We start from the raw sequence: 11,412 nt of genomic DNA on the forward strand, positions 1-11,412 counted from the left end.
GACCGCAGCCTGATCGTCGAAGCCGAACAACACCGAACGGGCCGTCTGCGTCAGATGCTGCCCAACTTGGTGTCGCTGATCCACGAGGCCGGCTGCCTGGTATTGGCCGAAGGCATCGAAACACGCGAGCAGGCGCTGCTGGCCATGGATGCCGATATCGACTTCGTTCAAGGCTTTTATTTCGCGCCGCCAAGCCGGGATATCGATCACGATCCGGTCGGCGGCCTGCCGCTGCTCGGCGAGATTACCCGTCATTTCGAGACCGCCACCACGATCGAGGAGCGCTTGGAAGCCGATCGCATCGCGCCCTATGCGGATGCGTTCCGCGACGTCATGGAGCGCATCGACCAGGGCGAGAATCCGGATACCGCGGCCCGCGCGCTGATGGCCATGCCGCGCGCCGCCCGTTTCTACATCCTCAACGAGCGCGGCGAAGAGATCATGCATCTGGACGGCCGCTCGCTGCGCGCGCGACGGATTTTCCACGCCGGGCCGATCAACGATACGTCGGGCGGCACTTGGCATCGACGCCAGTATTTTCGCGCCGCAATGGCCGAACCGCATCGTCTTCAGACCTCGCGCCCCTACCTGTCGAGTTCCGGCGCCTATATGTGCGTCACGCTGTCGGTGGCCCGCGGGCGGCCGCCGGAGCAAGTCATGTGCTGCGATATCGACTGGTAGCGCTTAAAATAGTCATCGATCACTCGCAATCGACACACATCATGGGTCAGTCGCTACAGGATCAGTTGCTCAAGGCCGGTATCGCCAAGCCGAAGCAGGCGAACAAGGCGCGCCAGGACAAGGCCCGCAAGAACAAGGCCGCCCGTCGCGCCGGCAAGCAGTCGCCGACCGAGCAACAGAATCTGTCGAAAGAAGTCGACGCCGCGCAGGCCGCCAAGCGTCAAGCCGATCGCCGGCGCGCACAGGCCGCCAATGCGGAACGCGAACAGCGCGAGCGCAAACGCCGGGCGATCCAGATCATCCAGGAAAACCGGATCGCGATCGAGACGCCCGAAGCGGACGAGCCGCCCTACAGCTACACGGTGAAGGGCAAGATCCGGCGCCTGCCCGTCAGTCGCGAACAGCGCCGGCGTCTGGCCTCGGGCGGGCTGGCGATCGTACGCTACGACGGCGCGACCTCATTGGTCGATACGGCGACGGCCGAGCGCCTGGAAGCCTTGATTCCCAAAGCGATCTCGCGCGTGACCGAGACCGGGAACAACGCGCCCGACCCGGACGATCCCTACGCCGGCTACGAAGTGCCCGACGATCTGATGTGGTGACCCGATCGCCGAGCCGCCGGGCCGGGTCGGATTTCAGTACCCGGCCGCCAGCCCCGCCGGGCGCCGGCGGTCATTGGCGCCTGCCAGCCGGCCGTCCTCGCGCCGTAGGATGGCTTCGTCCGCGCCCCAGGATTGCACCACGTTAAAGCTGTGGCCCATGGCTTCGAGCCTGGCTTTTACCGTATCGCTCAAGTAACCCGGCTCGACCTTGGTCGTGTCCGGCAGCCATTGGTTATGAATACGCGGCGCGTTGACCGCCTGCTGAATATTCATGCCGAAGTCGATCACATTGAGCATGGACTCCAGCGTGGTGGAGATGATGGTCGACCCGCCCGGACTGCCGGTGACCATGAACAGTTCGCCGTCATCCAGCACCAGCGACGGCGACATCGACGACAACGGGCGCTTGCCGCCTTCGACCCGATTGACCCTGCCCTGCACCAGCCCAAACGCATTCGGCACGCCCGGCTTGGCCGTGAAATCGTCCATTTCGTTGTTGAGAAAGAAGCCGGTGTCGCCGGCGATATGGCCGCTGCCGAACAGATAGTTGATGGTGTAAGTCACGCTCACCGCGTTGCCCTGGGCATCCACGATCGAATACTGCGTGGTGTGCCGGCCCTCGTCCGGACCGAGGCTGCCGTCGATTTGGGATGAAGGCGTGGCCTGGTCGGCATCGATGCTGTCGCGCAGGCGGCTCAGATGATCGGCCGACAACAACCGATCGATCGGGTTGTCGACGAAGGCCGGATCACCGAGATAGGTGTTGCGGTCGGCGAACGCCCGTCGCTCCGCCTCGATCAGATAATGCGAGGTCTTGACCGAAGCGTAGCCCCATTTCGCCAGCGGCAACGGTTCGAGAATGCCGAGAATCTCGCAGATCGTGGTACCGCCCGAACTCGGCGGCGGCGTCGAGACCACGGTATAGCTCTGATAGTCACAGGTGACGGGCCGGCCCCAGGGCGCGGTGTAGTCGGCGAAGTCCGACATCGTGAGTATGCCGCCGTGCGCCTGGCTGGCCTCGACCACGGCCTTGGCGATGGCGCCGCGATAGAACGCCTTGGCGCCCTGCTTCGAGATCAGCGACAGCGTATGCGCGAGCTGCGGCTGCTTGAGCGTGTCGCCGACCTGATAGGGCTCGCCGTGATCGAGAAAGATCTTCGCCACGTTCGGATCGTCGGCGAAGTCGTCGCTGCGCTCGTGCAGGATATTGACATCGCCCTGGCGCAGAACGAAGCCCTGGCGCGCCAGCTTGATCGCCGGCGCCATCAGACGCTTCCGGCTCATGGTGCCGAAGCGCTTGCGGGCGTTTTCCAGACCCATCACGGTGCCGGGCACGCCGGTACTGAGATAGGTCTGGGTGCTACGCCCTTCGACCACATGGCCCTGGCTGTCCTGGAACAGCGTCGGCGTCGCTTTCTCGGGCGCTTTTTCGCGAAAATCGAGAAACAGGTTCCGCGCCGGACGATCGGCCGACCCGGCCATATGTACGACCATGAAGCCGCCGCCGCCGATATTGCCGCAACACGGGTGCACCACCGCCAGCGCATAACCGACGGCCACCGCCGCGTCGATCGCGTTGCCGCCATCCTTGAGCACGTCGACGCCGACCCGGGTCGCCAGATGCTGGGCGGTCACGACCATGGCATGCGGCGCCACTACCGGACGCGCCTCGGCCAGCGCGGCTCGTGTCGTCGGCGGCGCGGTGGCGTCCAGCGCAATGGCTGAAATTCCGTTTCCGGCCGACGCCGCCGCGGCGACGCCGAGCGGCAAGAGACAGCCGAGCCAGAAAGCGACGACGAATACGCCGGTCGAGCGCACGAATCCCCTAAGCATGAAAGCGATCACCGAACCTGGATTACCGGGCCACTATAGCCGGCCCGACACACGCGAGCATCCATGGATGCTCAGTTTTCATCAAAGCTCATCCATTACCACCAAAAAGTGAGTCCGCCAATAATAGCAACCTGCAAAAGCAATGACCTACCGGTCAAAAACAGTCCGCAAATAAACGCAAATGCACGCGAATAAAATGCGCTTATACGCTTTCTCACTTTCATTCGCGTTTATTGGCGTTCATTTGCGGGCGATTTTGCCTTTGCTACTTCTTTTGCGAATCATTAAAACGAGCCCGGCCGTCGTAGCCGGGCGCAAAATTCAAAGTAGCAATACCGCCAGCCCGGCTCAGTCCGGCACGTGCGCGGACTCTGGCAACAGGCCCTCGCGCTTGAACTCGGCCCAGACATCGGCCGGAATATCGGCTTCGAACAGGGCCTTGTTCTGCGGGATGCGCTCGGGCTTGCTCGCGCCGGGGATGATCGAATCCACCGCCGGATGCGCCGCCGAAAACTGCAGCGCCGCGGCCTTCAGGTCGACGCCGTGGGCAGCGCAGATAGCCGCCATGCGGTCACGGATGCGGATCGGCTCGTCGGCGGCTTTTTCGTAGATATAGTGATCACCGCCGGCCAGCAGGCCCGAGCCGAACGGCGCGCCGACCACCACGCCGACGTTGCGCTCCAGACAGCGCGGAAACAGTTCGTCCGCGCCCGCGGTATTGAGCAGATGATACTGGGTCGCCAGCAGGAACACGTCCGGATCCGATTCTTCGAGCGCCCGCAGGCAGGGTTCGATCGTGTTCACGCCGAGCCCCCAGCCGTGGATCAGACCCTGATCGCGCATCTCGGTGAGCGCTTTCGCCGCGCCGGACATCGCGGTGGCGAAGTGCTCGCGCCATTGTTCGCCGAGCGCATCGGGCGACAAATCGTGGATATAAACGATATCCAGATAGCCCACGCCCATGCGCTGCAGGCTGTCATGCACGGCCTGCCTGGCGCCGTCGTAGGAGTAGTCCAGGCGCCGCGTGAAATACAGCCCGCCGACGAACGGGCCGGTGGCCTCCGGCTCGTCGGCCGGTTCGAGCACGCGTCCGACCTTGGTTGAAAGTAGGTATTCCGAGCGCGGCTTGCGCGCCAGAAACGAACCGAAACGCTGCTCGGAGAGCCCGGCGCCGTAGTGCGGCGCGGTATCGTAGTAGCGGATGCCGTGATCCCACGCCGTGGCGAGCGTTTCGCGGGCGTGCTCGTCGTCGGAATGGGTGAACATATCGCCCAGCGGCGCGCCGCCGAAACCCATACGATCCAGCTTGGGCCCGGAGTGCCTGAAATCGCTCATGTCTGTCCTCCTCACGGTGGACGGGTGAAAGATGCCCGCGGCAAGCCGCGGGTATTGGTGAATGAAACGGTTGGAGACGAATTCGCTATTCGCGTTCTTCCGGCGCGGTCGCGCTGGCCTCGTCCAGACGCGCGACCGCGTCTTCGTCGAGCTTGACCGATGTGGCCGAGACGAGTTGCTCGAACTGCGTCTTCGAGGTGGCCGAAACGATCGGCGCGGTCACACTCGGACGCTGCATCAGCCAGGCCAGCGCTATGGCGGCCTGGGACGTGTCGTAGCGCCCGGCCACGGCGTCCAAGGCGTCGAGAATCCGCATACCGCGCTCATCGAAATACTTGTCCACGAACGGCGCGCGCGCTCGCCCCACGGCGTCCTCCCGGCTGCCGTACTTGCCGGTGAGAAAACCGCTGGCCAGCGAGAAATACGGCGTGACGCCGAGGTCGTGTTCGATGCAGATATCGGCCAGATCGTTCTCGTAGTCGTGCCGATCGTAGAGATTGTAGAACGGCTGCAGCACCTCGTAGCGCGGCACTTCGAGATCGCGGGCCGCCCCGAGCGCCGCGACCAACCGCGAGCCGTCGTAGTTGGACGCGCCGATATTGCGCACCTTGCCGTCGGCGATCAGTCGGTCGAACGCCTCCATCGTCTCGTCGAGCGGCGTGGCGTCGTCGTCGGTGTGCGCGAAGTACAAATCCATATAGTCGGTGCGCAGCCGGCGCAGCGAGTTCTCGATCTCGGTCGTGATCCATTCGCGCGACAGGCCCTCGCCCTGATCCGGCATTTCCATGCCGACCTTGCTGGCCAGCAGCACCCGATCGCGGTTGCCGCGCTCGGCAAAATAGCGGCCAAGCAGGCTTTCCGACTCGCCCCCGGTATGGCCATCGACCCATTTCGAATAGACATCGGCGGTGTCGATCATGTTAAAGCCGGCGTCCAGCCAGGCATCGATCATGTCGAAACTGGCTTTTTCGTCCAGCGTCCAGCCGAACACGTTGCCGCCGAAGATCAGCGGCGCGGTCTCGAGTTCGGTCAGACCGAGTGTGCGGTATTCCATGGTGACTCCCGGTGGATCAATCGATTGATGTATATAAAACGACGGCTTAATGCAGACCGTGCACGGCGAGCGCCGGATCATCGTAGGCCGCGCCCGGCCGGGCCATCGAGCGCGGCGATTGATTCGCGCGCTGGGTTGGTCGCGCGCAACGGCGGGTGTTTTCGTCGGGCCCGTGGCGGACGAGCCGATCCAGGATATGCGGCGGCACAATACCGCTATGCAGATGAGCGGTCGAAGCCATAGCGGTCTCCGATGCACGAATGAGCTGGCTGTATCATGCACCCGGCGCGCCGAGTTCGCATCCCATCGTACACGGATGCCGCCAGACACGATGACGCGTCATGCACACAGGCGATTTTCGCCGCCACGGGAAACGGGCGCCGCATGCGGCGCGCTGCCCGGCGTCGATCGATTTCATCGGCGGGCCGGCCGGGCCCGAGGAAGCTCGCGGGCGCTACAATGGCGGCCATGTCGCCGATCAATTCGCCCCATCGCTTCGTCTACGCCAGCTTCGCGGCGGCGGCGTTCATTCTGTATGGCTCGCTCTACCCGTTCCAGTTTCACGATGCGTCCCTGATCGCCGCAGCGCAGACGCTGTTTCTGAGCCACCACCTGCACGATCAGCCGTGGTCCGGGCTGATCGCCAACGTCGTGCTGTATGTGCCGCTCGGACTGTTCTGTGTCGCCGCCCAGGATGACGCGCGGCCGGCCTGGCGTCAGGTGATGTTCGCCACGGCGGTCGGCACCGCGCTGTGTCTGTGCGTCGAAATGACGCAATTCTTCGATACCAACCGTGTCACCACGATCACCGACATTTTTCCCAACGTCATCGGCACGCTGGCCGGCGCCGCGCTGTCGCTGCCGCTGACCCGCTGGCTGGGCCGGCGCGTGGACGTGGACACGCCGGCGCGCCAGACCGCGGCGCTGCTGCTGCTCTCGTTTCTGGCTTATCGGCTGTTTCCCTATGTGCCGACGCTGGATCTGCATGCTTACTGGCGCGCGCTCAAACCCGTGGTCGTGCATCCGAGCGTGCATGCCTTCGATATCGCCTCCTACGGCGTGATTTGGGTCGTGGCCGCGGCGCTGCTGGCCGATTTGGTCGGACGCGGACGCAGCCGCTGGCTGATCGTGGCCGTCATGCCGGCCGTGCTGTCGGCCAAGATCGTCATCACCCACAACCACCTGTCGCTGTCGGAAATCGTCGCCCTGCCGATCGCGGCCGTCGGCTGGCGGCTGCTCTCGGCTCTGCCCAGGCGCGCCGCCGGCGCTCTGTTGGCCGGTTTGCTGGCACTGGTGATACTGGGCGATCGACTGCTGCCGTTCCATTGGCAATCGGAGGCCCAGGACTTCGGCTGGATACCGTTCTTCTCGATCCTGCACGGTTCGATGGCCGCCAACACCCAGGCGCTCGCCGACAAGATATTTCTCTATTCGAGCCTGGTCTGGCTGCTGGCGGTGGCCGGGCTGCGCCACTGGTTCGCCGTTGTGCTGGCGGCCGCGGGGCTGTTCGCGACCAGCCTGATCGAGACCCATCTGCCCGGCCGCTCGGCCGAGATCACCGATGCCGTGATCGCGCTCGGCGCGGCGGCGGTGTTGTCCTGGCTGGCGGCATCGCCGACAGCCGCGGCCGCACGACGGCGCGAGCGGCGCACCTGCACCACGCTCGACTGAGCGCCCGGCTCACCCGCTTAGCGCATCGAGCAAGCCGACCGCGACCAGCAGCACCGCGCCGGCGATCTGCGTGGCGGTCATGCTCTCGTCGGCGAGCAGCACCGACGAGACCACGCCTACCAGCACCTCGCTCATCAACAAAATGCCCACCCGCGCCGGTTCGAGCCGCGCGGTGGCCCACACCAAGGCCAGCATCGGACTGATCTACCAAAGCAAGGCGGCGGCCAGCATCAAGCCCGCCGTCGCGATGTCGAACCGTATCGGTACCCCGCCTGGCTCGGCGGGCAGAATCAGCCACAGCAGAAGGCCGGCGATCAATGCGCCGGCAGCGAACACGGTGCTGCCGGGCAGCGGCGCCATTTCGCCGCGTATTCGCATCCCGATCGAGGCCACCGACCACAGCAGCCCGGCCGCCAGCCCGAGCCAGCCGCCGAGCTGGCGCGGCAGGGGCACGCCGTGACCGGCGCCGAGCACCAGCACCAGACCGACCAAGCCGAACGCGATCACCGCATAACGCAGCCGCGGCACCGGCCAGCGCAACACGAGCGCGGTGATCAACGTGGTCCAGACCGGCGTCAGATAGAACAACAGGATGACCGAGCTGATGCGCCCTTCAACCAGCCCGACCGAGTAGAGCATGAACGCCGCGCCGCCGGCCGCACTCGCCAGCAAACCCAACGGGTCGACGCGGGCACGCGGCGGGCGCCATACCAGCATGGCGGCGAACAGCAGCAGCAGCGCGATCGTCGCGACCGCCAACGAACCGAGCGGGCCGGCCAGCCCCGCGGCCGCGAGCGCGCGCACCGGCATCCAGTACAGCCCCCAAAGACAGCCGGCAAGCAGCACGTACAGGCTCGCCAGCCCGGTATGACGATGACTCGACATGAAGTGTCGTGTGACGGATTCGAGCGGCGATACTACCAGTCGGTCGTAGGGCTTGTTGTCCCAGGTGTGATCTTTTAGGGCGCGGTGGCGATCACGCCATCAGCCGCCCGACTTCGGGATGCGCCATGCACCAGCGCACCGTGGCCTCGAGGCCCGCGTCGAGCGCTAGGCGCGGCCGCCAGCCCAGTTCGTCGCGCAAGCGCCGGGTATCCAGCGCGTAACGCTGATCGTGCCCGGCCCGATCGGCGACGAAGCGAATGCGATCCACGCTCGCCTCGCCGGGCCGCGCCAGCCGATCGACGATCCCGGTCACGCGCCGCACCAGTTCGAGATTGGTACAGACATGCCCGGCGCCGATATTATAGCGCGCACCAATACGTCCGGCCGCGAATACCCGGGCGATAGCCGCGGCATGGTCGTCGACGTAAAGCCAGTCGCGCATTTGCGTGCCCTGGCCGTAGACCGGCAGTTCGCGCCCGGCGAGCGCGCGATAGACCGTCACCGGCACGAGCTTTTCAGGATACTGGAACGGCCCGTAGGTATTGGCGCCGTGGGTAATCAGGCTCGGCAAGCCGTAGGTGACGCGCCAGGCCTGCACCAGATGATCGGCCGCCGCCTTGCTCGCGGCGTAGGGCGAATTCGGCGCATAGCCCCTCGCTTCGTCGAATATCTCGCCCGGCGCGGCGCTGCCGTACACCTCGTCGGTAGACACCTGGAGCCAGCGGAACGCGTCGGCCCGCGCCGCCGGCAGCCGGTCGCGATGGCGCCGCGCGGCTTCCAGCACCACCTGGGTGCCGGCGATGTTGGTTTCGACGAATACCGCGGGCCCGGCGATCGAACGGTCGACGTGCGACTCGGCCGCCAGGTGGATCACGCCGTCGGGATCGTGCTCGGCGAACACGCCCGCCATCGCCGCCGCATCCCGTACGTCGGCCCGGACGAAGACATAACGCGGATTGCGCGCAAGCCCGGCCAGCGCGCCCGGCAGCGCGGCATAGGTGAGCGCATCCACATTGATCACGTGGTGCGCGCTGGCGGCCAACAGATACCGGACCAGCGCCGAGCCGAGAAAGCCGGCGCCGCCGGTAACCAGAATACGCAAAGACCTCGGCTCCGGTTATACCGCGACCGCCCGGGCGTTCAGCCGCCCGGCCGCGGCGAGGCGACGTATCGATGCCAGGGGTGCGCCTCGACGAAGCCGAGCACGTCGCGGATCTTGCGATTGCAATACAGCGCTTCGTATGCGCCGAGATCGCGCGTCACCGGCACGTCGGGGTAGAACTTCTCGATGATTTCGGCCGTCGTCAGATCGACCGAATTATGGTCGTTGCCCGCGTTGAAGATTTCGTAGCCCAGGCCGTCGACCGCCAGGCAGCGATCGACGATTTGGCCAAGATCGCGCGCATCGATATAGCAGAAAATATTGCGCCGGCGCAGCGCCGGCCGGTCGAAATAACGCGGAAAAAACGTCGCGTATTCGTGCGGCTCGATCACGTTGCCGATGCGCAAACCGTAGATATCGGCGCCGCTGCGTCGGGCGAACGCCCGGGCCGTGGCCTCGTTGCAGACCTTCGACATCGCGTAGCTGTCGACCGGCTCGGTCGGATGATTCTCGGTCACCGGCAGAAATTCCGGCTTGGCCTCGCCTTCGGCGAAACAGATGCCGTAGGTGGTCTCCGACGAGGCGAACACGATCTTGCGCACGCCAAGCTTGGTCGCCGCTTCGAGCACGTTGTAGGTGCCGACCGTGTTGATGCGATAGGTCTCGTTGTCCGGCGTGATCAAGATGCGCGGAATCGCCGCGAAATGAACCACCGCGTCGAACGGTTTCGGCCCATGACCCGGCTCGTCCAGTTCACCGAGATCGGCATAGGCCGTCAGCGCGTTGAACATCTGGCCGGAGTCGGTGATGTCGGCGATCAGGTTATGCACCCGCGGCTCGTCGAGCGGCGTGCGATCGATATTGACCACCGTATGGCCGCGGTCGAGCAGATAGGGCACCACGTGGCGCCCGGCCTTGCCCGAGCCGCCGGTGAACAAAATACGTTGGGGCATGCGGGTTCATCCTGCGTAGGTCAATCGCGCCATCCTGACACAGCCGCCGATGCCATGCCCGCGCTAAACAGGCCTCAACCCGGCGCGGGCGTCCAGCGCCGCAGCGCTAAATAGGCAACAAAAGACGCACCGGCGGCCGTCGCCATCACGATCGCCATCGCCTCGGCGTCGCCGCCGACCCAGCCCACGGCCCAGGTCGCGATCGCGCCGCATACGAACTGGAACACGCCGAACAGGGCCGAGGCCGCGCCGGCGGCATCCGGGGCGAGATCCAACAGGCCGGCGACCGTGTTCGCGCCCGCCACGCCGACCGTGGACAACAGGAAGAACAAGGGAATCGCCACCCCCCAGAAGCCGCCGAAGCCGGTCAGCGTGGTCGCCAGCAGCACCAGCGAACAAACCAGCGTATTGCCCACGGCCACGCCGAGCATGGCGCGATAACCGAAGCGCTCAACGATACGGCCGTTGGTGAAGGTGCCGATCAGCATCGAGACCACGTTGGCGCTGAAATAGAACCCGAACACCGACTCGTCCACGCCGAACTGGTTGACATAGACGAACGCGCTCGCGGCCACATACGAAAACAGCGCCCCGAACATCAGCGAACCGCAGGCCAGATAGAGAAAGATCGGCAACCGCCGTACCAGCGATATATAGCCAATGTACTGCGCGGCGAGACCGCGATCACGCACCCGGCGATGATGTGGGTGCGACTCGACCAGCAACAGGGCGAGCGTCGTCAGCGCGACCAGCGAATAGCCGACCAGCATCCAGAAGATGATCCGCCATTCGCCGAGAAACAGAATCATGCTGCCGATCATCGGCGCGATCAGCGGCGCCACGCCCATGACCATGACCACGAACGACATCACGCTGGCGGCCTTCGCGCCCTCGAATCGGTCGCGCACGATCGCCCGCGCCATCACTGGCCCGGCCGCGGCGCCAAGACCCTGGACCAAACGCGCCACGATCAGCATGTTGATCGACGATGCCAGCGCACAGGCCACGCTCGCGGCCAAATAGAGCGCAAGCCCGTAATACAGCACCGGACGCCGGCCATGCCGGTCCGACACGGGCCCGTAGAGCAGCTGCCCGAAACCCAGCCCGACGAAGAACAGGCTCAGGCTGTACTGGACATGGGCCGGATCGACCGCGAACTGCCGGGCCAGCGCCGGCATGGCCGGCAGATAAGTATCGATCGACAGCGGGGCGACAGCCGTCAGCAGACCGAGTACGCACACCATGAGTACGTGCTCGCCCCGGCTCTGGGCGGTTTCGGTCATCGAGCGGACTCCT

The 11,412-nt window shown here is 65.3% G+C and carries 12 protein-coding genes; 3 read left to right on the forward strand and 9 right to left on the reverse strand.

What is annotated here, in order from left to right; translation table 11 throughout:
* Together VFJ08_RS03515 and VFJ08_RS03520 are read left to right on the forward strand one after the other, a co-directional pair.
* A partial coding sequence (locus VFJ08_RS03515) for an EAL domain-containing protein (RefSeq protein ID WP_324995222.1) occupies positions 1-681 on the forward strand: 681 nt, incomplete at its 5' end.
* A 41-nt stretch (positions 682-722) separates the two neighbouring features.
* A complete protein-coding gene (locus VFJ08_RS03520; RefSeq protein WP_324995224.1) occupies positions 723-1,283 on the forward strand; it encodes a DUF2058 domain-containing protein in 561 nt (186 codons plus the stop codon).
* A 33-nt stretch (positions 1,284-1,316) separates the two neighbouring features.
* On the opposite strand, the gene ggt is transcribed toward VFJ08_RS03520, so the two are convergent.
* The 4 genes from ggt to VFJ08_RS03540 form a co-directional block, all read right to left on the reverse strand.
* A complete protein-coding gene (ggt, locus tag VFJ08_RS03525; protein ID WP_324995225.1) occupies positions 1,317-3,116 on the reverse strand; it encodes a gamma-glutamyltransferase in 1,800 nt (599 codons plus the stop codon).
* Positions 3,117-3,464: 348 nt separating this feature from the next.
* Positions 3,465-4,451, reverse strand: a complete 987-nt coding sequence (locus VFJ08_RS03530; protein WP_324995227.1) for an aldo/keto reductase — start codon at positions 4,449-4,451, stop codon at positions 3,465-3,467.
* An 85-nt stretch (positions 4,452-4,536) separates the two neighbouring features.
* The gene (locus VFJ08_RS03535) at positions 4,537-5,505 is read right to left on the reverse strand and encodes an aldo/keto reductase (RefSeq protein ID WP_324995229.1); all 969 of its coding nucleotides are present in this window, start codon (positions 5,503-5,505) and stop codon (positions 4,537-4,539) included.
* Positions 5,506-5,551: 46 nt separating this feature from the next.
* Entirely contained in the window at positions 5,552-5,746 is a 195-nt protein-coding gene (locus tag VFJ08_RS03540) for a protealysin propeptide domain-containing protein (protein ID WP_324995230.1), read from the reverse strand.
* Between the two features lie 227 nt (positions 5,747-5,973).
* On the opposite strand from VFJ08_RS03540, the gene VFJ08_RS03545 reads away from it, so the two are divergent.
* Positions 5,974-7,176, forward strand: a complete 1,203-nt coding sequence (locus VFJ08_RS03545) for a VanZ family protein (RefSeq protein WP_324995233.1) — start codon at positions 5,974-5,976, stop codon at positions 7,174-7,176.
* 9 nt (positions 7,177-7,185) lie between these two features.
* Here VFJ08_RS03545 and VFJ08_RS03550 read toward each other — a convergent pair whose 3' ends face one another.
* The 5 genes from VFJ08_RS03550 to VFJ08_RS03570 form a co-directional block, all read right to left on the reverse strand.
* A complete protein-coding gene (locus VFJ08_RS03550) occupies positions 7,186-7,371 on the reverse strand; it encodes a hypothetical protein (RefSeq protein ID WP_324995235.1) in 186 nt (61 codons plus the stop codon).
* A 9-nt stretch (positions 7,372-7,380) separates the two neighbouring features.
* Positions 7,381-8,061: an EamA family transporter gene (locus VFJ08_RS03555; protein WP_324995237.1), complete on the reverse strand. Its 681-nt coding sequence runs from the start codon at positions 8,059-8,061 to the stop codon at positions 7,381-7,383.
* A 91-nt stretch (positions 8,062-8,152) separates the two neighbouring features.
* The gene (gene rfbB / locus VFJ08_RS03560; protein WP_324995239.1) at positions 8,153-9,163 is read right to left on the reverse strand and encodes a dTDP-glucose 4,6-dehydratase; all 1,011 of its coding nucleotides are present in this window, start codon (positions 9,161-9,163) and stop codon (positions 8,153-8,155) included.
* A gap of 38 nt (positions 9,164-9,201) precedes the next feature.
* A complete protein-coding gene (locus VFJ08_RS03565; RefSeq protein ID WP_324995241.1) occupies positions 9,202-10,116 on the reverse strand; it encodes an NAD(P)-dependent oxidoreductase in 915 nt (304 codons plus the stop codon).
* Between the two features lie 74 nt (positions 10,117-10,190).
* The coding region (locus tag VFJ08_RS03570; protein WP_324995243.1) for a Bcr/CflA family multidrug efflux MFS transporter at positions 10,191-11,412 on the reverse strand (1,222 nt) is incomplete at its 5' end.

This window comes from Salinisphaera sp. (genome assembly GCF_035690525.1).
In the GTDB taxonomy this organism is placed as follows: Bacteria; Pseudomonadota; Gammaproteobacteria; order Nevskiales; family Salinisphaeraceae; genus Salinisphaera.

Coding starts and splice junctions, on each gene's coding strand:
- VFJ08_RS03520 (WP_324995224.1), top strand. CDS start 723: ATGGGTCAGTCGCTACAGGATCAGTTGCTCAAGGCCGGTATCGCCAAG.
- ggt (WP_324995225.1), bottom strand. CDS start 3,116: ATGCTTAGGGGATTCGTGCGCTCGACCGGCGTATTCGTCGTCGCTTTC.
- VFJ08_RS03530 (WP_324995227.1), bottom strand. CDS start 4,451: ATGAGCGATTTCAGGCACTCCGGGCCCAAGCTGGATCGTATGGGTTTC.
- VFJ08_RS03535 (WP_324995229.1), bottom strand. CDS start 5,505: ATGGAATACCGCACACTCGGTCTGACCGAACTCGAGACCGCGCCGCTG.
- VFJ08_RS03540 (WP_324995230.1), bottom strand. CDS start 5,746: ATGGCTTCGACCGCTCATCTGCATAGCGGTATTGTGCCGCCGCATATC.
- VFJ08_RS03545 (WP_324995233.1), top strand. CDS start 5,974: ATGTCGCCGATCAATTCGCCCCATCGCTTCGTCTACGCCAGCTTCGCG.
- VFJ08_RS03550 (WP_324995235.1), bottom strand. CDS start 7,371: ATGCTGGCCTTGGTGTGGGCCACCGCGCGGCTCGAACCGGCGCGGGTG.
- VFJ08_RS03555 (WP_324995237.1), bottom strand. CDS start 8,061: ATGTCGAGTCATCGTCATACCGGGCTGGCGAGCCTGTACGTGCTGCTT.
- VFJ08_RS03565 (WP_324995241.1), bottom strand. CDS start 10,116: ATGCCCCAACGTATTTTGTTCACCGGCGGCTCGGGCAAGGCCGGGCGC.